This window comes from Mesorhizobium sp. PUT5 (assembly GCF_052216645.1).
GTDB lineage: Bacteria > Pseudomonadota > Alphaproteobacteria > Rhizobiales > Rhizobiaceae > Mesorhizobium.
Genome location: NZ_JBQOSO010000003.1, coordinates 112,260 through 138,329, shown reverse-complemented (window position 1 = coordinate 138,329; position 26,070 = coordinate 112,260). Strand labels below are relative to the sequence as shown.

The window sequence follows — 26,070 nt, the reverse complement described above, 5'->3', positions numbered from 1 at the left end:
TGGGGACAAGATCGTGGAGAGCGACAAAGCCACGCTGCCATCCACAGGACGGCTTTTCCGCGGAACGAGTGCAAATTGCTGATTCACATGGGTGAATCCGGAATTTCCGCAGAGTTTTCCCCTCGGGAGAGAAAAGGACGCGACACTATGGCGGCTGGCGCTTTGCAGCCCGAAGATGGACAGACGGGCATTCCCGATTCAAACAGAGTCATAGAATCAGAAGACTCTTTTTGAATCTCTATTTGTTTTAAGAGATGGGCAGTGAAGGCGAGGTCATGACTGGCAAAAGGATCATGCTCGACGTGCTGGGAGGCGAGACGGTGTTTCCGCCGCCGATCTGGATGATGCGTCAGGCAGGCCGCTACCTGCCGGAGTACCGCGAGACCCGCAAGCGGGCCGGCGGCTTCCTCGACCTGTGCTATAATCCCGACCTTGCGGTGGAGGTGACCCTGCAGCCGATCGAGCGCTTCGGCTTCGACGCCTCGATCCTGTTCTCCGATATCCTCGTCGTGCCGCACGCGCTGGGGCGCGGGGTCGCCTTCGAGGAAGGACGCGGGCCGGTCCTGACCCCGATCACGGCAGCCGAGGTGGGGGAACTGGACGCCGAGGCGTTTCACGTGAATCTGGCGCCGGTCTACGAGACGGTGCGCAGGCTGCGGAAGAAGCTGCCGGACGAGACGACGCTGATCGGCTTCTGCGGCGCGCCCTGGACCGTGGCCACCTACATGATCGCCGGGCACGGCACGCCCGACCAGGCGCCGGCGCGGCTGTTCGCCTATCGCGAGCCGCAGGCGTTCGCGCGGTTGCTCCGGATACTGGCCGAACAATCCGCCGCCTATCTCATCCGCCAGATCGAGGCCGGCGCCGACGCGGTGCAGATTTTCGACAGTTGGTCGGGCGTGCTGGACGAGGCGTGCTTCGAAGCGTTCTGCGTCGAGCCGGTGGCCGAGATCGTGCGGCGGGTGCATGCGGTGCATCCCAATGTGCCGGTCATCGGCTTTCCCAAGGGAGCGGGGCACCGCTATTCCGGCTATCGGCAAAAGACGGGCATCCAGGGACTGGGCCTGGACTGGACCGTACCGCTCGCCGCCGCGCGCGACCTGCAGCGCGGCGGTGCCGTGCAGGGCAATCTCGATCCCCTGCGGCTGGTCGCCGGCGGCAAGGCGCTGAGCGAGGGCGTGGATGCGATCCTGCGCGCGCTCGGCGACGGTCCGCTGATCTTCAATCTGGGCCACGGCATAACGCCGGAGACGCCGATCGCCCATGTCGAGGCGATGGTGAGGCAGGTGAGGAGCATACAGGGATGACGGCAGCCGAAACGCGGGGCAGCGGCGCGAATGCGCTGAAACGGGCGATCGCAGCCATCGCGATATTCCTCGTTCTGGCGGGGTTGCTGTTCTGGCTGGCGCCGAACGGCTTCTACCCGTGGGCCAAGGCGATCCATGTGATCGCCGTCATCTCCTGGATGGCGGGCATGCTCTATCTGCCGCGGCTCTTCGTCTATCATGCCGATGCCGAGAAGGGCTCCGTGCAGTCCGAGACCTTCAAGGTGATGGAGCGGCGCCTGTTGCGCGGCATCATCAATCCGGCGATGATCGTGACCTGGACTTTCGGCCTGTGGCTGGCCTGGAAGGGCTTCGCTTTTTCCGGCGGCTGGCTGCACGCCAAGATCGCCCTGGTCGTGGCGATGTCGGCCGTGCACGGCTACCTTTCGGCCGGCGTGCGGAAATTCGCCGAGGATCGCAACGAAAAGCCCGCCAGGCACTGGCGGATCGTCAACGAGATACCCACATTGCTGATGATCGTCATCGTCGTGCTGGTGATCGTCAAGCCGTTCTGACGAAGGGTTCGGCGCCAAAAGGCGTCTTGCTCTTTATCGGGAGCAAAGATAAAAGACGGGTCTTCCTTCCCGTCAAGCGCCGCCGTTCCTAGGATCAAGTCCCGGCCGCGCCCCCCGGCATCTGTCGCCTACCGCCGATACCTTCTCCCCAGCGGATCTCAGAGTCTATCCATGCAGGAAATGAAACTCCAGGAATTCAAGAACAAGAAGCCGACCGATCTGATCGCGTTCGCCGAATCGCTCGAGGTCGAGAACGCCAGCGTGATGCGCAAGCAGGAGCTGATGTTCGCCATCCTGAAGAAGCTGGCGGCCCAGGACGTGGAGATCATCGGCGACGGCGTGGTCGAGGTGTTGCAGGACGGGTTCGGTTTCCTGCGCTCGGCCAATGCCAACTATCTGCCGGGGCCGGACGACATCTACATCTCCCCCTCGCAGATCCGGCGTTTCTCGCTCAAGACCGGCGACACGGTGGAAGGGCCGATCCGCAGCCCGAAGGAAGGCGAGCGCTATTTCGCGCTGCTCAAGGTCAACACCATCAATTTCGACGATCCGGAAAAGATCCGGCACAAGATCCATTTCGACAACCTGACGCCGCTCTATCCGAACGAGCGGCTGAAGATGGAGATCGAGGCGCCGACCAAGGACCTGTCGGCGCGCGTCATCGACCTGGTGGCGCCGCTGGGCAAGGGCCAGCGCGGCCTGATCGTGGCGCCGCCGCGCACCGGCAAGACGGTGCTGCTGCAGAACATCGCCCATTCGATCACCGCCAACCACCCCGAATGCTACCTCATCGTGCTGCTGATCGACGAGCGGCCGGAGGAAGTCACCGACATGCAGCGTTCGGTGAAGGGCGAGGTGGTGTCCTCGACCTTCGACGAGCCGGCCGTGCGCCACGTGCAGGTGGCCGAGATGGTGATCGAGAAGGCCAAGCGCCTGGTCGAGCATGGCCGCGACGTGGTCATCCTGCTGGATTCCATCACCCGCCTCGGCCGCGCCTACAACACCGTGGTGCCGTCTTCCGGCAAGGTGCTGACCGGCGGTGTCGACGCCAACGCCCTGCAGCGGCCGAAACGCTTCTTCGGCGCAGCGCGCAACATCGAGGAGGGCGGTTCGCTGACCATCATCGCCACCGCGCTGATCGACACCGGCAGCCGCATGGACGAGGTGATCTTCGAGGAGTTCAAGGGCACCGGCAACTCCGAGATCGTGCTCGACCGCAAGGTGGCGGACAAGCGCATCTATCCGGCCATGGATATCCTCAAGTCCGGCACCCGCAAGGAAGACCTGCTGGTGCAGCGTTCCGACCTGCAGAAGATCTTTGTCCTGCGCCGCATCCTGGCGCCGATGGGCACGACCGACGCGATCGAGTTCCTCATCGACAAGCTGAAGCAGACCAAGACCAATTCCGACTTCTTCGATTCCATGAACACCTGATCGTCAGGCCGCGCCGCCATCGGCGGCATGGCTTCATCGATACTGGTCTGTTACCGGCGCCCGCATGACGGGCGCCGTTTTTTGTCGTGCGGCAGGGGTCCGCGAGGCTTTCCCGACAAAGCCGATCAGCGGATCGTGTTGTGTTCGCCTCCACCACTGCGCAGCCTTTCCTCCAGTTCAAGCGGATCGGCGATCGGCGGCAGGCAGGTCTGGCCGGTGCACAGATAGGCGCCGGCCCGGTCGGTTCTCGGCAAGGCACCGCCCGGCAAAACAGATGGGCCGTCGGCTGAGCCTATGGGGACAAAAATATCGACGCGGCGCGGGTCGGGATTTCGATTCGCCACCGGAACGAGGCCTGGCGTGCCGGCTTCGTCGATCACCACAAGCTTCATCGCCTGCAAAGCGAGCGCGCAGGAATTGACGATTCCCGCCTGGCCGTAGGGTTGATGGACAGCGCGCCCCGCAGCACTCTCGGCGACCGCCCAGGCCCTTTTTTGCAATTCCTCGTCGCCGGTCAGCGCGGCCAGGCGCACGAACGCCTCGACGATCTGGGCGGAGGCCGAGGGGATGGCCTCGTCCACGTCGCCACGGATGCGGATGGGGACATCTCCGGCATCGGAGGCGGTCAGAAAATGGCTTTCGCTGGTCTCGTCCGCATGCCAGCTGTCGAGTTGCTCGAGATAGTGCCGCGCCTTGGCGGCATAGACGGGGTCGCTCGTCGCTTCGTGCAGGGAAATAGCGGCGTTGGCGAAGGCGGCATAGTCGCTGGAAAGCGCCGGGAACAGCTTTTGCCCGTCAAGCATGGAGTGGGAGAGGCGGCCTTCCCGCGCGGCCGAATCGATGTGACGGAAGGCGGAAGCCGCCGCCTCGATCCAGTCGCGGCGGGAAAATGCACGCCCGCATTCGGCAAGCGCGGCGATCGCCAGCCCGTTCCAGTCGGTCAGCACCTTGCCGTCGCGTCCGGGCCGGATACGGCTTTCGCGGTCGGCCAGCAGGGCGCGCTTAAGCGTGGCAACCTTGTCGAGATCGGCGAGTTCCGCGGCCTGTTGGGCATCGGACTGGCGGATGACCGGCTTGCCCTCCCATGCCGCTGGACGGTCGAGCAGGAACCAGCGCCGGAAGAGGGCGGCGTCCGTTCCCAGCGCGGCGTCGACCTCTTCTTGGCTCCAGCAATAGAAAAGCCCTTCCTCGCCTTCGCTGTCGGCGTCGAGGCTGGCGGCGAAACCGCCGCCCTCGCTGCGCATCTCGCGCAGCATCCAAGCGACGGTTTCCTCGATTCGGACCCGGAACAAATCGTTGCCGGTCTCGGCGAAGGCCCAATTGCACAGCCGCAGGAGCTGGGCATTGTCGTAGAGCATCTTTTCGAAATGCGGGATCGTCCATTCCGCGTCGGTGGAATAGCGGCTCAGGCCGCCGCCGACATGGTCGTATATGCCGCCGGCCAGCATCTTTTGCAGGCTGGCCAGAACGGCGTCGCGGTGGGCCTCGTTGCGATCGCCGAGCCAGGACAGCCACAGCGTATGCACGAACGGGGCGTTGGGGAATTTGGGCGCGCCGCGCAGGCCGCCGCCCTGCATGTTGACCATGCCGAAAATGCCTTCGGCAAGGGCCGGCAGCGTGGACGGATCGAGCGGGGTTTTCGGCCGGCTGCCGGAAAGGCGGGTCTCGACATGCGCGCTCAGGCCGTCGGCGCTATGGTTAAGGCTTTCCTTCTTTTCCCGCCAGGCCCGGTCCACGGCTTCCAGCACCTGCACGAAGCCGGGCCGCCCGTAGCGCGCTTGCGGGGGAAAATAGGTCCCTCCCCAGAACGGCTTGCCTTGCGGGGTCAGGAACATGGTGAGCGGCCAGCCGCCCTGTTCGCCCATTGCCGAAAGGGCTGCCATGTAGACCTGGTCGATATCCGGCCGTTCCTCGCGATCGACCTTGATATTGACGAAGAGACGGTTCATGACGGCCGCGATCTCGGGGCTTTCGAAGCTTTCGTGCGCCATGACATGGCACCAGTGGCACGCGGCGTAGCCGATCGAAAGCAGGATCGGCCTGTCCAGCGCTGCGGCTTCCGCCAGCGCGGCCGGCGACCAGGCGCGCCAGTGCACCGGGTTTTCGGCATGCTGGCGCAGATAGGGGCTCGCTTCCTGTCCGAGCAGGTTCTCGGGTGGCAACTGAGGGTCGGGCAAAGAGGTCACGGCGTAGGCCCTGCGTTCCCGGCCAATGGGTTCCTGGCCGTTGTTTTCACGGCCATAAGGCTAGGGCGGTTTTCGTGGACGGGCAAATGCATTTCCAGGATTCCATCGTCGCGCTGTCGAGCGGCAGGCTGCCGTCGGGCGTTGCCGTCGTAAGGCTGAGCGGGCCGCGGGTTCGATTCGCCCTCGAAACGATCGCCGGCGATGTGCCCGAGGCACGCAAGGCCGCGCTGCGGCGGCTCAGATCCGCCGACGGTTCGGTCATCGACACGGCGCTGGTGCTCTTCTTCCCCGGGCCGAACAGCTTCACCGGCGAAGACGTGGCGGAATTCCATTCCCATGGCGGCCGGGCCGTGGTGGCCGCCTTGCTGCGGACTTTGACCGCGATCGAAGGCGTGCGCCAGGCCGACTCCGGCGAATTCACGCGCCGGGCGTTCCTGAACGGCAAGCTCGATCTGGTCGAGACCGAAGCCCTGGCCGACATGATCGGCGCCGAGACGGAAGCGCAGCGGCGCTTTGCCGTGCGGAATGCCGGCGGCGTGCAAAGCAGGCTTTACGCGGACTGGCGCCGCCGTCTTATCCATGCGCGGGCCATGATCGAGACGGAAATCGACTTCGCCGACGAAAGCGACGTTCCCGGCTCGGTCTCGGATGTGGTCTGGGCCGACGTGGCCGCCCTGGCGCAGGAGATCGAACGCCATGTCCGGGGCTATCATGCGGCGGAGATCATCCGCGACGGCTTCGATGTCGTCATTCTCGGCGCGCCCAATGCCGGCAAGTCGAGCCTGTTCAATGCGCTGGCAAGGCGCGAGGCGGCCATCGTCACCGACGAGCCCGGCACGACGCGCGACCTGCTGGAAGTGTCGCTCGATCTGCAAGGCGTTCTGGTTCGGGTGACCGACACGGCGGGCCTGCGCCGCGCAGCCGGCAAGGTGGAGGCGATCGGTATGGAGCGCGCCAAGGCGCGCGCGCGTTCGGCGGAGCTTGTGTTGCTGTTGGAAGACATGGCGGGTCCGGTGGAAACCGATTTGCGCGACATCGACGCTCCGCTTCTTCGCGTGGGCACCAAATCCGATCTGCTTGGGCCGGAGGGGGCGGGGGAGCGTCACTATGCGTTCGAGATTTCAACAATGACCGGCACGGGGCTGGAGAGGCTGGTTGGCGAGATCGGACGCCGTGCCGATGACGCGACACGACAGGCGGGCGATATATTGCCGTCCCGCCTGCGCCATGTCGAATTGCTCGGCGAGGCCAGGGAACTGCTGGAGCGGGCCGTGGCTGCGGACGCGACGATGACGGAGCTGCGCGCGGAGGATCTGCGGCTGGCAGCCGACAGGCTGGGGCGGATTCTTGGTGCCGTGGACGTCGAGGATCTGCTGGACGTGATCTTTTCGCAGTTCTGCATCGGCAAGTGATTCACGTGAAACACAAATACGACACTGGCGAGGGCTCAATCTGCGTCGCTGCGGGTGACTCACGTGAAACATGCTCTGTCGGCCGGCAGGTCGCGGCAAATAAGTTTCACGTGAAACAGGCATGAACTTGACAGCGCGCCGCCAACGGAACATCTCTGCCGCATCTACATGAAAGGGCCGAGGATGAAGGACAACTACGACGTCGTCGTCGTCGGGGGCGGGCACGCCGGGTGCGAGGCGGCCGCCGCTGCCGCCCGCTCCGGTGCTGCGACTGCAATGGTGACCCTGCGTTTCGACACGGTCGGCGTGATGTCGTGCAATCCCGCCATCGGCGGGCTGGGCAAAGGGCATCTCGTGCGCGAGATCGACGCCATGGACGGTCTGATGGGTCGGGTCGCGGACGCCGCCGGCATCCAGTTTCGCCTGCTGAACCGCCGCAAGGGTCCGGCCGTGCGCGGGCCGCGCGCGCAGGCCGACCGCAAGCTTTACAGGCTTGCGATGCAGGATGCGATCCGCGCCCAGGCCGGCCTCGAGGTGATCGAGGACGAGGTGGTGGATCTCGACGTCCGGGACGGCCGCGTGCAGGGCGTGCTGCTCGGCTCCGGGCGCCGGCTGGCGTGCGGCGCCGTGGTGCTGACAACCGGCACCTTCCTGCGCGGGCTGATCCATATCGGCGAGGAGAAGATCGTCGCAGGCCGCATGAACGAAAAGGCGTCCACGGGTCTCTCGGCGACCATGGTGCGCGTGGGCTTCGAACTCGGCCGCCTGAAGACCGGCACGCCGCCGCGGCTCGACGGCCGCACCATCGACTGGAAGGCGCTGGACAGCCAGCCCGCCGACGACGAGCCGCTGCCGTTTTCCCTGATGACCGAGCGCATCGTCAATCCGCAGATCGACTGCGGCATCACCCGCACCACGCCCGAAACCCATGATCTCATACGCCGGAATCTCGGCAGGTCGGCCATGTATTCGGGTTCGATCGAGGGGATCGGGCCGCGCTACTGCCCGTCCATCGAGGACAAGATCGTCAAGTTCGGCGATCGGGACGGCCACCAGATTTTCCTGGAGCCGGAAGGGCTGGACGACCATACCGTCTATCCGAACGGCATTTCCACCTCGCTGCCGCGTGATGTGCAGCTTGATATATTGAAGACCATTCCGGGGCTTGAGCGGGCAATCATGATGCAGCCGGGCTATGCGATCGAATATGATCACATCGACCCGCGCGAGCTGGAGTCGACGCTGGAGGCGCGGCGTCTTCAAGGCCTGTTCCTTGCCGGGCAGATCAATGGCACGACCGGCTACGAGGAAGCCGGTGCACAGGGCCTGCTCGCCGGACTGAATGCGGCGCGGCGCGCATGCGGGGCGGAGCAGGTGACGGTGAGCCGCACGGAAGCCTATCTGGGCGTAATGATCGACGACCTTACCCGCCGCGGCATCCGGGAACCCTATCGCATGTTCACGTCGCGCGCCGAATTCCGCCTGTCGCTGCGTGCCGACAATGCGGACGAACGGCTTACCCCCAGGGCGATGGCCCTGGGCATCGTATCGCCGGAGCGCGCCGCGAAGTTCGGGAAGATGCAGGAGCGGGTGGCCCAGGCGCGGGCCCTGGCGCTGAACACGAAGCTGACGCCGAACGAGGCAGCGCGCCACGGGCTGGAGATCAACAGGGACGGAGTGCGCCGCTCGGCCTATGACCTCCTGGCGCATCCGGAGGTGGACGTGGCCTGGCTCGTTCGCGTCGATCCCCGATTCGGCGAACTTGATGCGAAGACTGCCGAGGCGCTAGAAACCGAGGCCAAATATGCCGTCTACCTGGATCGGCAACGGGCGGATGTCGAGCAGATCCGGCGCGAGGAGGGCAGGCTGATTCCCGATGAACTGGATTTCGCCCAGGTGGCCGGCCTTTCTAACGAGCTCAAGCAGAAGATGCGCGAGCGCCGGCCCCGCTCAATCGCCGACGCCCAGCGCCTGGACGGCATGACGCCGGCCGCCTTGGCACTGATCGTGGCGCATGTCCGCAACCATGAGGGCAGGGCCTCGAAGCAGGCGGGCGCGGCGTGAAGGAAAGCGAGTTCGAGGAGCTTCGGGCCGCCGCGGGCGCGGTTTCACGTGAAACATTCGATCGCCTGCGCGAGTTCGAAACGCATTTCCGCAAATGGAACCGCAGCATCAATCTGGTCGCCGCGTCGACACAGGACGACATCTGGCGACGGCACATCGTGGACAGTGCCCAACTGGAGCGGATCGTGCCTTCCGCCCGGCGTTGGGTCGATCTCGGTTCCGGCGGCGGTTTTCCGGGCCTGGTCATGGCGTTCCTGCTCGCAGAAAGCGGTGGCTCCATCGACCTGGTCGAGAGCAACCGCAAGAAGGCCGGGTTTCTGCAGGCCATGATAGGTCAGTTCGGCCTGCCGGCCAGGGTGATCGCGCGCCGGATCGAGGAGGCGCATGCAATCGTTGCCCAGCCGGAGATCGTCACCGCCCGCGCGCTGGCTCCGCTCGGCATTCTGCTCGATCTGTCGGCGCCCTGGCTGCTGGCCGGGGCGAGGGGATTGTTCCACAAAGGCCGGGATTACCGGCGCGAAGTCGAAGAAAGCGCTCTTCGCTGGCGATTCGATCTGGTAGAACACCAGAGCATCGTCGATCCGCAAAGCGTGATTCTCGAGTTGCGCGATCTGCGGAAGGCTTGATGCAGACAGTCCGGCTATCACAATGACTTTTCGGCGGATATGATGACCCAGACTGGACCGAGAATCATAACGGTCGCCAACCAGAAGGGCGGCGTCGGCAAGACCACCACCGCCATCAACCTCGCCACCGCGCTGGCCGCGATCGGCGAGCGCGTGCTGATCGTGGACCTCGACCCGCAGGGCAATGCGTTGACCGGGCTCGGCATAGACCGCCGCGAGCGCATCGTTTCGTCCTACGACGTTCTAGCCGACGGGCTCGATCTGGAGTCCGCCGCCGTGGCCACGGCGGTGCCAGGCCTTTCGATCGTGCCGTCGACGCTCGACTTGCTCGGCATCGAGATGGAAATCGCCGCCGCACCCGACCGGGTGCTGCGGCTGCGCAACGCGCTGCGGCAGAGCGTGAACTACAGCTATGTGCTGATCGACTGCCCGCCGTCGCTCAACCTTCTGACGCTGAATTCCATGGCTGCCGCCGATTCGGTGCTGGTGCCGCTGCAATGCGAGTTCTTCGCGCTGGAAGGCCTGTCGCAACTGCTGGAAACGGTGGAGCAGGTGCGCGGCTCCATCAATCCCCACCTCACCATTCAGGGCATCGTGCTGACCATGTTCGACGGCCGCAACAACCTGGCCAACCAGGTGGTGCAGGACGTGCGCGCCCATATGGGCGACAAGGTCTACGAGACGGTCATCCCGCGCAATGTCCGGGTTTCGGAGGCGCCTTCCTATGGCAAGCCGGCCATCCTCTACGACCTGAAATGCACGGGCAGCCAGGCCTATCTGCAACTCGCCTCCGAAGTGATCCGCCGCGAGCGCCGATTGCGCGCCGCCTGACCAATCCGCTAGCGAAACGACCGGGATTCATCATGAACGACGACCCCTCTAGAAGACGCCTGGGACGGGGCCTGGCCGCACTGATCGGCGAGATGGACACTGTCGCGCCGGCCGCCGAGAAGCCGCGCACCGCGGCGGACGGCAAGGTGCCGATCGAGTTCATTTCTCCCAATCCGAGGAACCCGCGGCGCCAGTTCGGCGATGCGGACCTCACCGATCTGGCGCAGTCGATCCGCGAGCACGGCGTCGTGCAGCCGGTGGTGGTGCGGCCGGCGCCGGGGCAGGACGGCCGCTACGAGATCATCGCCGGCGAACGGCGCTGGCGCGCCTCGCAGCGCGCGGGGCTGGCCGAAATTCCCGTCATCGTGCGCGAAGTGGACGACCGGACCGCGCTCGAACTGGCCATTATCGAGAACGTGCAGCGCGCCGACCTCAATCCGATCGAGGAGGCGCAGGGCTACCAGCAGCTCATCGACGAGCACGGCTACAGCCAGGCCGACCTCGGCCAGGTCATCGGCAAGAGCCGCAGCCATGTCGCCAACACGCTGCGCCTGCTGCGTCTGCCCGACGTGATCCGCGACATGCTGGTCGACGGCGCCCTGTCCGCCGGCCATGCGCGCACGCTGGTGACGGCGCAGGACCCTGCGGGGCTGGCCAAGCGCATTGTCGAGGATGGGCTGTCGGTGCGGCAGGCCGAAGCGCTGGCGCAGATGCCGCCGGCGCAGCAGCGCGAGCCTCGGCCCGCGGCTGCCGCACAGAAGGATGCCGACATGCTGGCGCTGGAAAAGCTGCTGTCGGACGCCACCGGCATGAAGGTGACAATCGCGCACAAGGATCGCGGCGGCGAGCTGCGCGTTGCCTACCGCACCCTGGAACAGCTCGACGAGCTGTGCCGCCGCCTTAAACTGGAACGGTAGCGAAACGTTTTCCGCCCGGGCACTGACCGTGATATATTCAATCGCGACAGAGGGTTAGGGCGAGGGCCGGAAGAGGCCGCGCCGCGCCGCGCCGGGTCAGATATGCAGCGCGTGGCCCAGCGCCTTCAGCGCGGCCTCTGCAAAGGCCTCGCTCTGCGTCGGATGCGCATGGATGGTGCCGGCGATGTCCTCCAGCCGCGCGCCCATCTCCAGCGCCAGCGAGAAGGCGGCCGACAGTTCCGACACGCCCTGTCCGACCGCCTGGATGCCCAGCACCAGATGATTGTCGGCGCGGGCCACGACGCGGACGAAGCCGTCCTCGCCCTGCATGGTCATGGCGCGGCCGTTGGCGCTGAACGGGAAAATCCCGATCCTGGTTTCCCCCAGCGCCTTCGCCTCGTCCGGCGAGAGGCCGACCGAAACGATCTCGGGATCGGTGAAACAGACGGCGGGAACGGCGCGCTTGTCCCAGCTTCGCCGCTGGCCGGCGACGATCTCGGCCACCATCTCGCCCTGCGCCATGGCGCGGTGCGCCAGCATGGGCTCGCCGGTCACGTCGCCTATGGCGTAGATGCCGCGCATGGAAGTGCGGCACTGCTCGTCGATGCGAATGAAGCGGCCGGCCATGTCCAGGTCGATCTGGTCGAGGCCCCAGCCTGCCGTCACCGGCTTGCGCCCGACCGTGACCAGCACGCGATCGGCGGCGATCCTCTTGTCCCGGCCGTCGGAGGTTTCGACCAGCAGCGCGTCGCCCTTGGCCGAAAGCCCCTTGGCCTTGGCGCCGGTCAGCACCTCGATGCCGAGGGCCGAAAGCCGCTTGGTGACCGGCCGCACAAGCTCGGCGTCATATTGCGGCAGCACGCGCGCCAGCGCCTCCACCACGGTGACCCTGGCGCCCAGCTTGGCGAAGGCGATGCCCAGTTCCAGCCCGATATAGCCGCCGCCCACCACGGCCAGATGCTGTGGCACCTGGCGCAGCGCCAGTGCCTCGGTGGAGGAGACGACCGGGCCGCCGAATGGCAGGAACGGCAGCTCGACCGGTGCCGAGCCCGTCGCGATCACCACGGTCTCGGCCCTGATGACCTGCTCGCCGGTCTCGGTTTCCACCGAAACGGTCTTGCCGTCGCGGAAGGTGGCCCAGCCCTGCACATATTTGACCTTCGCCTTCTTCAGCAGCCCGGCGATGCCGCTGTTCAGCCGGCTTACGATCCCGTCCTTCCAGGCGATTGTGGCGGCGAAGTCGAGCGACGGATTTTCCACGCCAATGCCGAGGACGTCGGATCGGGCCGCCCAATGGCCGGCCTTTTCAAACTCCTGCGCGGCGTGGATCAGCGCCTTGGAGGGGATACAGCCGACATTGAGACAGGTGCCGCCGGGCTTGCCCGCCTCGACGATGACGGTGTCGACGCCGAGCTGGCCGGCGCGGATGGCACAGACATAGCCGCCCGGGCCGGCGCCGACGACGAGCAGCTTGCAGGAGATTTCCTTCATGATCCTACCCCTCGACGAAGATCAGCGTCGGCGTCTCCAGCAGCGTCTTGATGCGCTGGACGAAGACGGCGGCGTCCCAGCCGTCGATGACGCGATGGTCGAACGAGGAGGACAGGTTCATCATCTTGCGCGGCACGAATTGCGTGCCGTCCCACATCGGCCGCACCATCATCTTGTTGACGCCGATGATGGCCACTTCCGGATGGTTGATGACCGGCGTGGTCACCACGCCGCCCAGAGCGCCCAGCGAGGTGACGGTGATGGTGGAGCCGGACAGTTCCTCGCGCGTCGCCGTGCCGGCCTTGGCGGCTTCGGCCAGGCGGTTGACCTCGGCCGCGCAGCCCCACAGGTCGCGTGCCTCGGCATGCCTGACAACGGGCACAACCAGCCCGTTCGGCGTCTGCGCGGCTATGCCGACATGGACGCCGCCATGCCGGTGGATGATGCCGGCTTCGTCGTCGAACAGCGCGTTCACCTGCGGCTGCTCGGCAATCGCCCTGACCATGGCCCGGATCAGGAAGGGCAGCAGCGTCAGCTTCGGCCTTTCCGTGCCGCCGGCCCCCTGCTTCTGCCTGTTGAGCGCGGCGCGCAGGTCTTCCAGCGCGGTGACGTCCACTTCCTCGACATAGGTGATGTGCGGGATGCGCGATTTGGAAAGCTGCATCTTCTCGGCGATCTTGCGGCGCAGCCCGACGACCCTGATCTCCTCGACCGCCTCGTTGGGCGCCAGCCCGACCGCCGGTCGCGCAACCGGCGCGCCATGCCGCAGGAAGGCGTCGAGGTCCTCATGGCCGATGCGGCCGGCCGGGCCGCTGCCCGGAACCTGCCGCAGGTCGATGCCGGCTTCCTTTGCCCTGAGCCGCACCGCCGGGGAAGCCAGCGGCTTTTCGCCTTCGGGGCGGGGGGTGGCGGGCCGTATCGCCGGGGGATGCGCGGTGGCACCCCCACCCCTAACCCCTCCCCACAAGGGGGAGGGGGATTCCCTCCCCGCCGGCCGCAAGTTCCTCGGCGAGACGTCGTTCGACAGCCCCGCATCTTCGGATGCAGGTGCGCCGAGGCTGGGAGAGGACGTTGACGAAGCCGCGACAGGTTCCCCTCCCCCTTGTGGGGAGGGGCTAGGGGTGGGGGTTTTTTCCGCTTTGGCGGAAGCCGAAACATTGCCGTCGCCGGCCACCTCCAGCCGCAGGATCGGCGAGCCGACGGCGACCGTGTCGCCCACCTCCGCCCCCAGCCACAGCACCTTGCCATCGGTCGGCGAGGGGATCTCGACGGTTGCCTTGTCGGTCATGACGGCGGCGAGGACGGAATCCTCGCGCACCGGATCGCCGACCTTGACGTGCCATTCCACCAGTTCGGCCTCGGCCACGCCTTCGCCGACATCGGGAAGCTTGATGACGTATTCACCCATCGCTCAGGCCTCCATCGTCTCGGCGAGCGCGCGCCCGACCCGCGCCGGCCCCGGAAAATAGTCCCATTCCTGCGCATGCGGATAGGGCGTGTCCCAGCCCGCCACCCGCTTCACCGGCGCTTCCAGATGATAGAAGCAGGTTTCCTGAACCAGTGCCGAAAGCTCCGCGCCGAAGCCGGAGGTGAGCGTGGCCTCGTGCACGACAACGCACCGGCCGGTCTTCCTCACCGAAGCCACGATCGTGTCGAGGTCCAGCGGCAGCAGGGTCCGCAAATCGACGATCTCGGCGTCGATGCCGGTCTCGTCCGCCGCCGCCTCGGCGACATAGACCATGGTGCCGTAGGCGAGCACGGTGACGGCAGAACCCTCTCGCCGGACCGCGGCCTTGCCCAGCGGGGTGACGAAATGGCCGTCGGGCACCTCGCCTAGCTCGTGCTTCGACCAGGGCGTCACCGGCCGCTCGTGATGGCCGTCGAAGGGGCCGTTGTAGAGCCGCTTCGGCTCCAGGAAGATGACAGGGTCGGGGTCCTCGATCGAAGCGATCAGCAGGCCCTTGGCGTCGTGCGGGTTGGAGGGAACCACCACCTTCAGGCCGGAGACGTGGGTGAACAGCGCTTCCGGGCTCTGGCTGTGGGTCTGGCCGCCGAAGATGCCGCCGCCGGTCGGCATGCGCACGACGATGGGACAGGTGAAGTCGCCGTTGGAGCGGTAGCGCAACCGTGCCGCTTCCGAAACGATCTGGTCGTAGGCGGGATAGACATAGTCGGCGAACTGCACCTCCACACAGGGGCGCAGGCCGTAGGCGGCCATGCCGATGGCCGTGCCGACGATGCCGCTTTCGTTGATCGGGGCATCGAAACAGCGGTTCTTGCCGTATCTGGCCTGCAGGCCCTGCGTGCAGCGGAACACGCCGCCGAAGAAGCCGACGTCCTCGCCATAGACGACGACGTTGTCGTCGCGCCCCATCGACACGTCCATGGCGTCGCGGATCGCCTCGATCATTGTCTTTCTCGGCATCGTCACACCCCCGCCTGTTGGCGCTGGCGCCGCAGGTGCGGCGGCATGGTCTCGTAGACGCCTTCGAACATGTCGCGCATCGAGGGCTTGTTGCCGGAATGCAGCGTGCCGTGCGCCTCGGCCTCCTTCTGGGCGGCGATCACCGTGTCGAGTATCTCGGCCTCGGCCTGGGCGTGGCGCTCGTCGGACCACACGCCGCGATGGATGAGGTGGTTCTTCAGCCGGATGACCGGGTCGCCGAGCGGCCAGGCGTCCGATTCGGCCTTGGGCCGGTAGGCGGACGGATCGTCGGAGGTGGAATGCGCGCCGGCGCGGTAGGTGACATATTCCACCAGCGTCGGCCCGAGGTTGCGGCGCGCGCGTTCGATCGCCCATTTCGCCACCGCGTACACCGCCAGATAGTCGTTGCCGTCGACGCGCAGCGAAGGAATGCCGAAGCCCAGCCCTCGTGCGGCGAAGGTGCCGGAGCCGCCGCGCGCGATGCCCTGGAAGGTGGAGATCGCCCACTGGTTGTTGACCACGTTGAGCACCACCGGCGCCTTGTAGGTGGAGGCGAACACCAGAGCGGAATGGAAATCCGACTCCGCGGTGGAGCCGTCGCCGATCCAGCCGGCGGCGATGCGGGTGTCTCCCTTGATGGCCGAGGCCATGGCCCAGCCCACTGCCTGCACATATTGCGTGGCCAGATTGCCGGAGATGGAGAAGAAGCCGTGTTCCTTCGAGGAATACATGATCGGCAGTTGCCGGCCCTTCAGCGGGTCGGCTTCGTTGGAATAGATCTGGTTCATCATCGTGACCATCGGGTAGCCGTCGGCGATGAGCAGGCCGGCCTGCCGATAGGTCGGGAAGTTCATGTCGCCGGGCGACAGCGCCTTGCGGAAGGCGCAGGCAACCGCCTCCTCGCCCAGATGCTGCATGTAGAACGAGGTTTTTCCCTGCCGCTGCGCCATCTGCATGCGCGCGTCGAAGATGCGCAGCGTCATCATGTGGCGCAGCCCTTCCAGCAGTTCCTCGTGCGTCAGCAGGCCGGCCCACGGCCCGACCGCTTCGCCGGAACGGTTCAGCACCCGGATGATGGAGAAGGCGAGGTCGCGGATCTCGCGCGGATCAACGTCGATCTCGGGCCGCGGCACGGAGCCGGCCCTGGGGATGGGCACGTTGGAGAAATCCGGCGTGCCGCCCGGCCGCACCTCCGGCTCGGGAACGTGGAAACGCAACATCCCAGCATCGGCCATGACCTTCATCCTCCAATGTTGCCAGGCGATGTTTGCACATCTTCGCCGCCGCCGCCAAGACGGAGACAAAGGTTCGGGCAATGGCGCAGGCAACCTCCCCAGTGCGGCGACTGTGGCAGGAAACGCGCGTAATATCCCGTCTTTGATGACGGGCGCGCGGCAACAAACGCGATGGCGGAAGCATCGCCCGCGGATGAATGCTGCGAGGCTACCGCTTGCGTGTCGGCTCGTGCTAGGCAGGCGCCATGGCGCAGAAGAAAGCATTCGAAGTGGACGCATGGCTGGCGCGGCCGGACCCGAAGGTCGCGGTCGTGCTGCTCTACGGGCCCGACCGCGGGCTGGTGGCCGAGCGTGCGCGCGCCTTCGCTCAGCGCACCGGCCTGCCGCTCGACGATCCCTTTTCCGTGGTCAAGCTCGACGCGGGCGACGTGGAGAAGGACGAGGGCCGGCTGGTCGGCGAGGCGCGCACGGTGCCGATGTTTTCCGACCGCCGGCTGTTGTGGGTGCGCAATGCCGGCGCCCAGAAGAGCCTGGCCGACGACGTCAAGGCGCTGCTGGCCGAGCCGCCGCGCGATGCCGTCGTGCTCATCGAGGCGGGCGAGCTGAAGAAGGGAGCCGGCCTGCGCGCCGTGGTGGAAGCGGCGCCTGCGGCCATGGCGCTGCCCTGCTATGCCGACGAGGCCCGCGACCTCGACGGCGTCATCGACGACGAACTCGGCAAGGCGGGCATGACCATGGCGCTCGACGCGCGCCAGGCGCTGCGCCGGAGCCTGGGCGGCGACCGGCTCGCCTCGCGCGGCGAGATGGAAAAGCTGGTGCTCTATGCCCAAGGCAAGAGCGAGATCACGCTGGACGACGTGAAAGCATCGTCGGGAGATGTCTCGGGTCAGTCCTTCGACGACGCGATCGACGCGGCGCTGGACGGCCGCGTCGACGATTTCGACGCCGCCTTCACCCGGCAATGCCAGGCCGGCGGCCAGCCTTTCCTGGCGCTGGCCGCCGCCATGCGCCAGTTCCAGGCGCTCCAGTTCATGCGCGGGGCCATGGACCAGGGCGGCCGCAACGCCGCTTCGGTCGTCGCCTCGCACCGGCCGCCGGTGTTCTTCGCGCGCCGCAAGCTGGTCGAGAAGACGCTGGAGCGCTGGAGCGCGGAAGCGATCGGCCGCGCGCTGGCGCGCCTGCAGGCGGCCGTGCTGCAAACGCGGCGCCGCCCCGAACTTGCCGTGCCGCTCGCCCGCCAGGCGCTGCTCGGCATCGCCGTGGAAAGCGCCCGGCTCGGTCGCCGCCGCGGCTAAGGCTAAGGCTCGGCCGGCCGGTTCAGCTTGCCAGCCGGGTGGCCATCTCGTGCAGCGCGTAGGCGCTGCCGAAGCGGTTGGCGAGGAAGGCGTCCAGCGCGATGTCCTCCTGCCGCACGAAGCCCCTGGCCGGCAAGGTCCCGTTCGCCAGCATGTCCAGCACGGCGCAGATGCCGGAGGCCGTGGTGATCTGGATGGCGCTGCGCACGGTTTCGCCCACGCGCCGGGCATAGACCTTGTTGGCGTAGGTTTCCTGCATCAGGCGGCCGCCCTTGCGGCCGGAAACGGTGACGAACACGATGACGACGTCCTGCATGGTCGCCGGCAGGGCGCTTTCGAAGATGTCCTTCAGCACGTCGCGGCGGTGGCGCAGGCCCAGATCGTTGAGCAGCGCCTTCATGATCGCGGCATGGCCCGGGTAGCGGATGGTGCGGTAGTTCAGCGTGCGCACCTTGCCCTTCAGCGTCTCGGCCAGCGTGCCGAGCCCGCCGGAGGTGTTGAAGGCCTCGTAGGTGACGCCGTCGAGCGAGAATTCCTCGCGCTCCTCCAGCGGCGGCACTTCGACCAGCTCGCCTTCGACGATGGCCTCGCAGGGCTCGCAATATTCGTTGATGACGCCGTCGGTGCTCCAGGTCAGGTTGTAGTTGAGCGCGTTGGAAGGATATTGCGGCAACGCGCCGACGCGCATGCGCACGCTGTCCAGCGTGTCGAAGCGGCCGGCGAGGTCGGCGGCGACGATGGAGATGAAGCCCGGCGCCAGGCCGCATTGCGGGATGAAGGCGCATTGCGCGTCCCTGGCCAGCTCCTTGACGCGACGGGTGGAGGCGACGTCCTCGGTGAGGTCGAGATAGTGCACGCCCGACGTGCTCGCCGCCTCGGCGATGCGGGTGGTGAGATGGAAGGGCGCGGCGCTCAGCACCGCGAATTTCCCCGACAGAACCGCTTCGAGCGCGCCGGGCTCGGCGATGTCCAGCTCGCATGTGGCGACGCCGGCCGGCAGGTCGAGCCCGCCGAGCTGGGCGGCCGAGCGATCCACGACGGTGACGCGATAGTCGCCGGTCTCGGCAAGCATGGCGGCGATGGTGGAGCCGATCTTGCCGGCACCGACGATGACGATGTCCTTCATCATGGCGATCTCCCGAAGCCCGAATTTCATGCCGCCAGCATGGCACCTTGCCGGACGAATGAAAGCATGCGATTGGTCGTATCGACGCCCGTTTTTCGTCGTTATGCCGAGGCCAAACGTCATAATGCTCAGCCAGGCCGACCAGAACCTGATCGCGCTGCTGCGCGAGAACGCACGCGCCTCCACCGCCGAGCTGGCGCGGCGGCTCGGCGTGTCGCGCACCACGGTGCAGAGCCGCATCGAGCGGCTGGAGGCGCGCGGCATCATCGCCGGCTACGGCGTGCGGCTGTCGCCCGACCATGAGCGGGGGCTGGTGCGCGCGCATGTGCTGCTCACCGTCACGCCCAAGCTGGCTGACCGGGTGGTGCGCGAGCTGAAAGCGCTGGCGCAGGTGCGCACCCTGCATTCGGTAAGCGGCAGCTTCGACATGATCGTCATCGTCGAATCGCCCTCGATCGGCGATCTCGACGTGCTCATCGACCGGATCGGCGCGATGGAAGGCGTGGAGCGCACGCTGTCGTCGATCATTCTGTCCACGCGCATCGACCGCTGAACCGCTTCAGCCTGCCGAAAAACGGGGCGCCCGCCGCACCGACGGCGCCATGTTGCCCGTCCGCGATCTCACGTTTTCGGGATCGAAAACGCCGTTCGACCGTTGAAATGCGGGGCGGTGAGGACGGACACCTGGTTGCTGAGAGGAACCGACATGAAGAATATGATCATTTTGGCCGCGTTGCTGGTGCCGCTGGGTGCCTGTTCGCAGACCGAGAAGGGTGCGGCGGTGGGCGGTCTCGGCGGTGCTGCCGTGGGTGCGGCGGTCGCGGGCAATCCCTGGGAGGGTGCGGCGATCGGCGGTGCCGTCGGCACGGTCGCCGGCGCGCTGATCGGCCAGGCCAGCGAGCGCGGCCAGTGCCGCTACCGCGACCGCTACGGCCGCGTCTACGTGGCCCGCTGCCCGCGCGGCTATTGACCGTCGCCGGAAGAGGCAAGGGCAAAAGGAAAGGCGGCGGGCATGAAGCCCGCCGCCTTGTCCGAAATCCGGCCCGAAATCCGGTATGACTATTCCGCGCTTGCCTCGACCGGAGCCGCGGCAGCCGCAGCGGCGGCGGCTGCTTCTTCCTGCGCCTTGGCCATCAGAGCGGCGCGCTCCTGCGCCTTCTTGCCGGGCTCGGCCTTGTTGGGGTTGTTGCGGGTTTCGCGCTTCACTAGGCCGGCCTGGTCGAGGAAGCGCGCGACGCGGTCGGTCGGCAGCGCGCCGTGGCCGAGCCAGTGCTTGACGCGGTCGGCGTCCACCTTCACGCGCTCGCCGTCCTTGGGCAGAAGCGGGTTCCAGGCACCCACGGCCTCGATGAAGCGGCCGTCGCGCGGGCTGCGCGAGTCGGCCACCACGATGTGGTAGTAGGGACGCTTCTTGGAGCCCGCGCGGGCCAGTCTGATCTTCAGTGCCATTTTTTTCTCCTAAAGCTCTGAGTCTCGTTGATGTGTCTGCGGCAGATGGTCAGCCGGTCTTGCCAGCGCCGTTTTCAGCGGCGATCTGCTCGTGGTGGCGGATCACCTCGCGCACCACGAAATTCAAGAACTTCTCCGCGAAGTCCGGGTCCAGATGGGCCTCGTCGGCCAGCCGGCGCAGCCGCGCGATCTGCTCGGCCTCGCGCGCCGGGTCGGCCGGCGGCAGGCCATGCGTGGCCTTCAGCACGCCGACGGCCTTGGTGCAGCGGAAGCGCTCGGCCAGCATGTGGATCAGCGCGGCGTCGATATTGTCGATCGAAGCGCGGTAGCCGGACAGCATCCTGCGGGCCTCGTCCGTGTTGCGGTCTTCGCTCATTGCGCCCTCACTTCTTCTTGGTCGAACCGGGCAGCCCGCCGGCGCCGCCAAGTCCGGGAAGCTTCATGCCGCCCGGCAGGCCGGGAAACCCGCCGCCGCCGAGGCCGGGAAGGCCGCCAGGAAGCCCTCCGGGCAGACCCCGGGGAGACCCTTGCCCAGACCGGCGGCTTCCGCCTGCTTCTTCAGCGCCTCGAGCTGCTTGGGGTCCATCTTGGACAGGTCCGGCATGCCGCCCATCCCGCCCATGCCGGGCATCATGCCGCCGAGGCCCATCTTCGAAGCGAGACCTCCCATCAGGCCGCGCATCATGCCGCCGCCCTTGCCCTTGCCGCCCATGGCCTTCATCATGTCGGCCATGCCGCGATGCATCTTGAGCAGCTTGTTGATCTCGGCCGCATCCGTGCCCGAGCCGGCGGCGATGCGCTTCTTGCGGGAATGTTTGAGAAGATCGGGGTTGGCCCGCTCCTGCCTGGTCATGGAGGAGATGATGGCGAGCTGGCGCTTGAACATGCGGTCGTCCAGCCCGGCGGCAGCCATCTGGTCCTTCATCTTGCCCATGCCCGGCATCATGCCCATGATGCCGCCCATGCCGCCCATCTTCTGCATCTGGCCAAGCTGGTCGGCGAGGTCGTTCAGGTCGAACTTGCCCGACTGCATCTTCCTGGCCATCGCCGCGGCCTTTTCCGCGTCGATGTTCTCGGCCGCCTTCTCGACCAGGCTGACGATGTCGCCCATGCCGAGAATGCGGTCGGCGATGCGCTTGGGATAAAATTCCTCCAGCGCGTCCATCTTCTCGCCGGTGCCGATCAGCTTGATCGGCTTGCCGGTGACGGCGCGCATCGAAAGGGCCGCGCCGCCGCGGCCGTCGCCGTCCATGCGGGTGAGCACCAGGCCGGTGATGCCGACGCGCTCGTCGAAGTTCTTGGCCAGGTTGACGGCGTCCTGGCCGGTCAGCGAGTCGGCCACGAGCAGGATCTCGTGCGGCTTCGAGGCCTGCCTAATGTCGGCCATCTCGACCATCAGCGGCTCGTCGATATGGGTGCGGCCGGCGGTATCGAGGATGACCACGTCATGCCCGCCGAGCTTGGCCGCCTGCACGGCGCGCTTGGCGATGTTGACCGGCGTCTGGCCGGCGATGACGGGCAGCGTGGCGATCCCGGTCTGCTCGCCGAGCTGGCGCAACTGCTCCTGCGCGGCGGGCCGCCGCGTGTCGAGCGACGCCATCAGCACCTTCTTGTTCTGGCGCTCGGTCAGCCGCTTGGCGATCTTGCCCGTGGTGGTGGTCTTGCCGGAGCCCTGCAGGCCGACCATCATGACGACCACCGGCGCCGGCGCGTTGAGGTCGATGGCGACGCCCTCGTCGCCCAGCATGGCGACCAGCTCGTCATGGACGATCTTGACCACCATCTGGCCGGGCTTGATCGATTTCAGCACCGCCGCGCCGACGGCCTTCTCGCGCACCTTGTCGATGAAGGAACGCACCACTTCGAGCGCCACGTCGGCTTCCAGCAGCGCGCGGCGCACCTCGCGCAGCGCGGCCGCGACGTCGGCCTCCGACAGCGCGCCCCGGCCGGTCAGGCCGTTCAGGATCGAGCCAAGGCGTTCCTGCAGCGATTCAAACATGTTTCTTCCTTCGGTCCCGGGGTCGGCTGGTTCGATCCGAGAGGTAGTGCCTGCACGGCGAAGCGCCAACCCAAAAAGCCAAAGCCGAAAAGCACCCGGGGGCGCATCGCGCTGCCGGGTGTTGGCCTCCGGGATCTGTTTACGGCACCGGCCTCATGCGGCCTTCTGCGTCCCGGTCGGCTTTCGCGAAGACATTCGTCGCGGAAATCCGCCACGTGTAGACAGGAAAAGGCGCAAAGAGTCAAGCCGGCGACGCGGTGCCGCCCGGCAAGGGGCGCCGGCCGAGGTCCGGTCCCACCCGTAGCGGCGAGCGCGGATGCAGCAGCAGCAGCGCCGTCAGGCCGCTGGCCGCGATGCCGATGGCGCCGATGAACAGCGCGTCGCTGCCGGTCCAGCCCTCCGCCTCCAGCGCAGGGGCCGTGAAGAGAGCGAATGCGTCATAGCTTTCCTGATGCGAGATCAGGAGGAAGCCGAACAGATTGTTGGCCAGATGCGCGCCGAAGGCCGCGCCCAGATTGCCGGTGGCATAGACGGTGGCCAGCAGCACCAGCGCAAAGGCGAAGATGGAGACCAGCACGGAAAGGTTGATGGCAAGACCGGAAGCCGGGCTCCAGTGCATCGAGGTGAACAGGAGCAGCGGCAGCAGGCCCCACACGAGCGGACTGCGGAAGCGCGCGGCCAGGCCGCGCGTCAGGTAGCCGCGGAACAGCAGTTCCTCCGACGAGGTCTGCAGCAGGGTCAGAAGCACGATCGGCACCAGGAAGACAAGCCAGGACGACAGCGAAATCGTGCCGCGCCCGATGCCGGGACTGAGCACATAGAGCGCGACCTCCGACAGCAGCGAGGTGATCGCCACCGCCGCGAGCCCCTTGGCGAAGCCGTTCCAGGAAACGCGCCTGGCGTTGCCGAGGAGCGCCGCCAACGGCTCGCGATGCACCAGGCGCATGGCGACCCATACGCCGATCCAGATGCCGGCGAAGGAGGCCAGCGCCGTCAGCACTCCGGCCGGCGTGGCGATGAAATCCTGCGCGATGCCCCCGGCGGGCAGGTCGGCGCCCGACGCGGCCAGCCAGTGCGCATGGACATAGCTGCCGCCCATCAGGGCCGCCACCGTCCCCGCCATCCAGAAGGCGGCGACGATCGCCGAGCCCGCCAGCAGCCGCGGAAGGCCGGTCCGGCCGGACGGGATTTGCCGGTACATCTCGAAGGCGGCCGGATCGATGCTCAAACGCGATCTCCCATGGGGTGAGGGGCATGCGTAGCGCATGATCCGTTAAAGTTGAATGGCTGCGCGGCGCATGGCCGGGAACGCCGGGCCGCGACGATGATCGCGCCATCGTGGCCGCTGCCCTTGAATTGCCGGCTTCTGCGGTGACAAGCGCGCGTTTCGCTGGCAAGTTTTGCCGTGGGACGTGATTCAGGCATCAGGAGAAAAGAAGAATGGCATTTCTTGCCAAGGGAAGGATTTTCGGCGCTGCGCTCGCGGTTGGGCTCGCGGCGGCTACCGGCGCGCAGGCGGCCGGCCAATGCGGCAACGACGGCAGGGGTTTCGCGGCATGGGTCGAGGCCTACAAGGCCGACGCCAGGGCGCGCGGCATCGACACCGGGCCGCTGGCCGGGGTCAAATACGACACCGGCGTCATCAAGATCGACCGGGCCCAGCACAAGGCCTTCCGCGGCTCGCTGGAAGAGTTCATGGCGCGGCGCGCGCCCGCCTCCTACGTCAAGAAGGCCAAGGGCTACATGAAGTCGGAGGCCGGGCTGCTGCGCAAGATCGAGCAGCGCTTCGGCGTCCAGCCGGAAGTGCTGCTGGCGATCTGGGGCATGGAGACCGGCTTCGGCGCCAATTCCGGCAACAAGAGCGTGTTCAGCCCGCTGGCGACGCTGGCCTATGACTGCCGGCGTTCCGCCTTCTTCACCAACGAGCTCGATGCCGCGCTGGAGATCGCCCAGAAGGGCTACATCTCGGCTTCGCAGATGCGCGGCGCCGGTTTCGGCGAGCTGGGCCAGACTCAGTTCCTGCCGTCGAAATATCTGCAATTCGCGGTGGATTTCGAGGGCGACGGACGCCGCGACCTGATCCATTCGCGCGCCGACGTGCTGGCATCGACCGCCAATTTCCTGCGCGGCCACGGCTGGCAGCCGGGCGGCGGCTACGGGCCCGGCCAGGTCAACTACCGCGTGTGGAACGACTGGAACCGCGCCTCGATCTACCAGCAGGCCCTGGCCGAATTCGCGCGCCGGATCGCCAACTAGCCGCCGGCCCCTGAAGGAAAAACCCGGCGCCTGGCCGGGTTTTTTTGTTCCTGCAACCTGTGACAGGCGGAAAGCGGATCACCCCTTGCGGTCGCGCGCCGCCAGCGTCCTCAGCCGCAGCGCGTTGAGCCGGATGAAGCCCTCGGCGTCCTTCTGGTCGTAGGCGCCGCGGTCGTCCTCGAAGGTCACCAGCGCGTCGGAATAAAGCGTCTTCCTCGACTTGCGGCCGGTGACGATGACGTTGCCCTTGTAGAGCTTGAGCCTGACGGTGCCTTCCACGTCCTCCTGGCTCTTGTCGATCAGCGCCTGCAGCATGACGCGCTCGGGCGCGAACCAGAAGCCGTTGTAGATCAGCTCGGCATAGCGCGGCATCAGCTCGTCCTTGAGGTGGGCGGCGCCGCGGTCCAGCGTGATCGACTCGATCGCCCGGTGGGCGGCGATGAGGATGGTGCCGCCGGGGGTCTCGTACACGCCGCGGCTCTTCATGCCGACGAATCGGTTCTCGACCAGGTCGATGCGGCCGATGCCGTTGTCGCGGCCCAGATCGTTGAGCGCCGCCAGCATCTCGGCCGGCGATTTCTTCTCCCCGTTCAGCGCAATCGGGTCGCCCTTGAGGAATTCGATCTCGATCTCGGTGACGCGGTCGGGCGCGTCCATCGGCGAAACGCTGCGCTGGTGCACATATTCCGGCGGCTCGCTCCACGGGTCCTCCAGCACCTTGCCCTCGGAGGAGGAGTGCAGCAGGTTTGCGTCCACGGAGAAGGGCGCCTCGCCCTGCTTGTCCTTCGGCACCGGGATCTGGTGGGCCTGGGCGAAGTTGAGAAGGTCGGTGCGCGACTTGAAGTCCCAGTCGCGCCACGGCGCGATGACCTTGATGTCGGGATTGAGCGCATAGGCGGAAAGCTCGAAGCGCACCTGGTCGTTGCCCTTGCCGGTCGCGCCATGCGCGACGGCGTCGGCGCCGGTCTCCTTGGCGATCTCCACCAGATGCTTGGAGATCAGCGGCCGCGCGATCGAGGTGCCGAGCAGATAGGTGCCCTCGTAGAGCGCGTTGGCGCGGAACATGGGGAAGACGAAGTCGCGCACGAACTCCTCGCGCACGTCCATGACGCGGATGTCCTTGATGCCCAGCATCTCGGCTTTGCGTCGCGCCGGCTCAAGCTCGCCGCCCTGGCCGAGGTCGGCGGTGAAGGTGACCACCTCCGCGCCGAGTTCCGTCTGCAGCCATTTCAGGATGATGGAGGTGTCGAGGCCGCCCGAATAGGCGAGCACCACCTTCTTGACGTCTTTGAGCTTTGGCATGGGAATTCCGTTGTCGTTGGTTCAGCTCCAGCGAGCGCACTCATAGCAGGAAAGCGCCGCGCGACAAGCTTTCGGCCAAGCGGAGCGAAGCCGAAAATTGCGATCATGAGCGGAAAATCGTCAGAAAATTACGCGTGGGAGACCAAAATGACGATTCGGCGATTGTGGTGCGAGGTCGTTTT

Annotated in this window: 22 protein-coding genes and 1 pseudogene; 12 read left to right on the top strand and 11 right to left on the bottom strand. The window is 66.7% G+C overall.

What is annotated here, in order from left to right; translation table 11 throughout:
• The first annotated feature begins 275 nt into the window (after window positions 1-275).
• The 3 genes from hemE to rho all read left to right on the top strand — a co-directional run bounded on the left by hemE (window position 276) and on the right by rho (window position 3,274).
• A complete protein-coding gene (gene hemE, locus ACTDI4_RS02305) occupies window positions 276-1,307 on the top strand; it encodes a uroporphyrinogen decarboxylase (protein WP_442839610.1) in 1,032 nt (343 codons plus the stop codon).
• A complete protein-coding gene (gene hemJ / locus ACTDI4_RS02300) occupies window positions 1,304-1,840 on the top strand; it encodes a protoporphyrinogen oxidase HemJ (RefSeq protein WP_442839609.1) in 537 nt (178 codons plus the stop codon). Before hemE ends, hemJ begins: the two co-directional genes overlap by 4 nt.
• Before the next feature lie 171 nt (window positions 1,841-2,011).
• Window positions 2,012-3,274, top strand: a complete 1,263-nt coding sequence (gene rho / locus ACTDI4_RS02295; RefSeq protein ID WP_442839608.1) for a transcription termination factor Rho — start codon at window positions 2,012-2,014, stop codon at window positions 3,272-3,274.
• 125 nt (window positions 3,275-3,399) lie between these two features.
• On the opposite strand, the gene ACTDI4_RS02290 is transcribed toward rho, so the two are convergent.
• Entirely contained in the window at window positions 3,400-5,460 is a 2,061-nt protein-coding gene (locus ACTDI4_RS02290) for a thioredoxin domain-containing protein (protein ID WP_442839607.1), read from the bottom strand.
• Between the two features lie 86 nt (window positions 5,461-5,546).
• On the opposite strand from ACTDI4_RS02290, the gene mnmE reads away from it, so the two are divergent.
• The 5 genes from mnmE (at window position 5,547) to ACTDI4_RS02265 (ending at window position 11,310) form a co-directional block, all read left to right on the top strand.
• Entirely contained in the window at window positions 5,547-6,872 is a 1,326-nt protein-coding gene (mnmE, locus tag ACTDI4_RS02285) for a tRNA uridine-5-carboxymethylaminomethyl(34) synthesis GTPase MnmE (RefSeq protein ID WP_442839606.1), read from the top strand.
• Window positions 6,873-7,055: 183 nt separating this feature from the next.
• Window positions 7,056-8,936: a tRNA uridine-5-carboxymethylaminomethyl(34) synthesis enzyme MnmG gene (gene mnmG / locus ACTDI4_RS02280; protein ID WP_442839605.1), complete on the top strand. Its 1,881-nt coding sequence runs from the start codon at window positions 7,056-7,058 to the stop codon at window positions 8,934-8,936.
• A complete protein-coding gene (rsmG, locus tag ACTDI4_RS02275; protein ID WP_442839604.1) occupies window positions 8,933-9,562 on the top strand; it encodes a 16S rRNA (guanine(527)-N(7))-methyltransferase RsmG in 630 nt (209 codons plus the stop codon). The genes mnmG and rsmG overlap by 4 nt, the downstream gene beginning before the upstream one ends.
• A gap of 42 nt (window positions 9,563-9,604) precedes the next feature.
• Window positions 9,605-10,393, top strand: a complete 789-nt coding sequence (locus ACTDI4_RS02270; RefSeq protein ID WP_442839603.1) for a ParA family protein — start codon at window positions 9,605-9,607, stop codon at window positions 10,391-10,393.
• Window positions 10,394-10,425: 32 nt separating this feature from the next.
• Window positions 10,426-11,310, top strand: coding sequence for a ParB/RepB/Spo0J family partition protein (locus ACTDI4_RS02265; protein WP_442839602.1), 885 nt, complete (start codon window positions 10,426-10,428; stop codon window positions 11,308-11,310).
• A 96-nt stretch (window positions 11,311-11,406) separates the two neighbouring features.
• Here the strand turns inward: ACTDI4_RS02265 and lpdA are convergent, their stop codons facing one another.
• The 4 genes from lpdA to ACTDI4_RS02245 are packed head-to-tail and all read right to left on the bottom strand — an operon-like array spanning window position 11,407 to window position 16,461.
• Window positions 11,407-12,801: a dihydrolipoyl dehydrogenase gene (gene lpdA / locus ACTDI4_RS02260; protein ID WP_442839601.1), complete on the bottom strand. Its 1,395-nt coding sequence runs from the start codon at window positions 12,799-12,801 to the stop codon at window positions 11,407-11,409.
• A 4-nt stretch (window positions 12,802-12,805) separates the two neighbouring features.
• The gene (locus ACTDI4_RS02255) at window positions 12,806-14,209 is read right to left on the bottom strand and encodes a dihydrolipoamide acetyltransferase family protein (protein ID WP_442839600.1); all 1,404 of its coding nucleotides are present in this window, start codon (window positions 14,207-14,209) and stop codon (window positions 12,806-12,808) included.
• Between the two features lie 3 nt (window positions 14,210-14,212).
• The gene (locus ACTDI4_RS02250) at window positions 14,213-15,226 is read right to left on the bottom strand and encodes an alpha-ketoacid dehydrogenase subunit beta (RefSeq protein WP_442839599.1); all 1,014 of its coding nucleotides are present in this window, start codon (window positions 15,224-15,226) and stop codon (window positions 14,213-14,215) included.
• A gap of 2 nt (window positions 15,227-15,228) precedes the next feature.
• The gene (locus ACTDI4_RS02245; RefSeq protein WP_442839598.1) at window positions 15,229-16,461 is read right to left on the bottom strand and encodes a 3-methyl-2-oxobutanoate dehydrogenase (2-methylpropanoyl-transferring) subunit alpha; all 1,233 of its coding nucleotides are present in this window, start codon (window positions 16,459-16,461) and stop codon (window positions 15,229-15,231) included.
• Window positions 16,462-16,706: 245 nt separating this feature from the next.
• On the opposite strand from ACTDI4_RS02245, the gene holA reads away from it, so the two are divergent.
• Window positions 16,707-17,756, top strand: coding sequence for a DNA polymerase III subunit delta (holA, locus tag ACTDI4_RS02240; RefSeq protein WP_442839597.1), 1,050 nt, complete (start codon window positions 16,707-16,709; stop codon window positions 17,754-17,756).
• Between the two features lie 22 nt (window positions 17,757-17,778).
• Here holA and ACTDI4_RS02235 read toward each other — a convergent pair whose 3' ends face one another.
• A complete protein-coding gene (locus ACTDI4_RS02235) occupies window positions 17,779-18,882 on the bottom strand; it encodes a saccharopine dehydrogenase C-terminal domain-containing protein (RefSeq protein ID WP_442843240.1) in 1,104 nt (367 codons plus the stop codon).
• Between the two features lie 124 nt (window positions 18,883-19,006).
• Between ACTDI4_RS02235 and ACTDI4_RS02230 the strand changes: the two genes are divergently transcribed.
• Both ACTDI4_RS02230 and ACTDI4_RS02225 read left to right on the top strand, forming a co-directional pair.
• Window positions 19,007-19,435 carry an Lrp/AsnC family transcriptional regulator gene (locus ACTDI4_RS02230; protein WP_442839596.1) on the top strand — a complete coding sequence of 143 codons (429 nt, stop codon included), beginning with the start codon at window positions 19,007-19,009 and terminating at the stop codon, window positions 19,433-19,435.
• A gap of 153 nt (window positions 19,436-19,588) precedes the next feature.
• Window positions 19,589-19,852, top strand: coding sequence for a YMGG-like glycine zipper-containing protein (locus ACTDI4_RS02225; protein ID WP_442839595.1), 264 nt, complete (start codon window positions 19,589-19,591; stop codon window positions 19,850-19,852).
• Window positions 19,853-19,941: 89 nt separating this feature from the next.
• On the opposite strand, the gene rpsP is transcribed toward ACTDI4_RS02225, so the two are convergent.
• The 4 genes and pseudogenes from rpsP to ACTDI4_RS02205 form a co-directional block, all read right to left on the bottom strand.
• Entirely contained in the window at window positions 19,942-20,331 is a 390-nt protein-coding gene (rpsP, locus tag ACTDI4_RS02220) for a 30S ribosomal protein S16 (protein WP_442839594.1), read from the bottom strand.
• A gap of 49 nt (window positions 20,332-20,380) precedes the next feature.
• A complete protein-coding gene (locus ACTDI4_RS02215) occupies window positions 20,381-20,707 on the bottom strand; it encodes a chorismate mutase (RefSeq protein WP_442839593.1) in 327 nt (108 codons plus the stop codon).
• Window positions 20,708-20,714: 7 nt separating this feature from the next.
• A pseudogene (gene ffh, locus ACTDI4_RS02210) lies at window positions 20,715-22,330 on the bottom strand (signal recognition particle protein).
• Between the two features lie 241 nt (window positions 22,331-22,571).
• The gene (locus ACTDI4_RS02205) at window positions 22,572-23,558 is read right to left on the bottom strand and encodes a CPBP family intramembrane glutamic endopeptidase (protein WP_442839592.1); all 987 of its coding nucleotides are present in this window, start codon (window positions 23,556-23,558) and stop codon (window positions 22,572-22,574) included.
• Between the two features lie 212 nt (window positions 23,559-23,770).
• Here ACTDI4_RS02205 and ACTDI4_RS02200 point away from each other — a divergent pair, with 212 nt between their 5' ends.
• The gene (locus ACTDI4_RS02200; protein ID WP_442839591.1) at window positions 23,771-24,586 is read left to right on the top strand and encodes a lytic murein transglycosylase; all 816 of its coding nucleotides are present in this window, start codon (window positions 23,771-23,773) and stop codon (window positions 24,584-24,586) included.
• A 78-nt stretch (window positions 24,587-24,664) separates the two neighbouring features.
• Here the strand turns inward: ACTDI4_RS02200 and ACTDI4_RS02195 are convergent, their stop codons facing one another.
• The gene (locus tag ACTDI4_RS02195) at window positions 24,665-25,888 is read right to left on the bottom strand and encodes an argininosuccinate synthase (protein ID WP_442839590.1); all 1,224 of its coding nucleotides are present in this window, start codon (window positions 25,886-25,888) and stop codon (window positions 24,665-24,667) included.
• Window positions 25,889-26,070 lie beyond the last annotated feature (182 nt).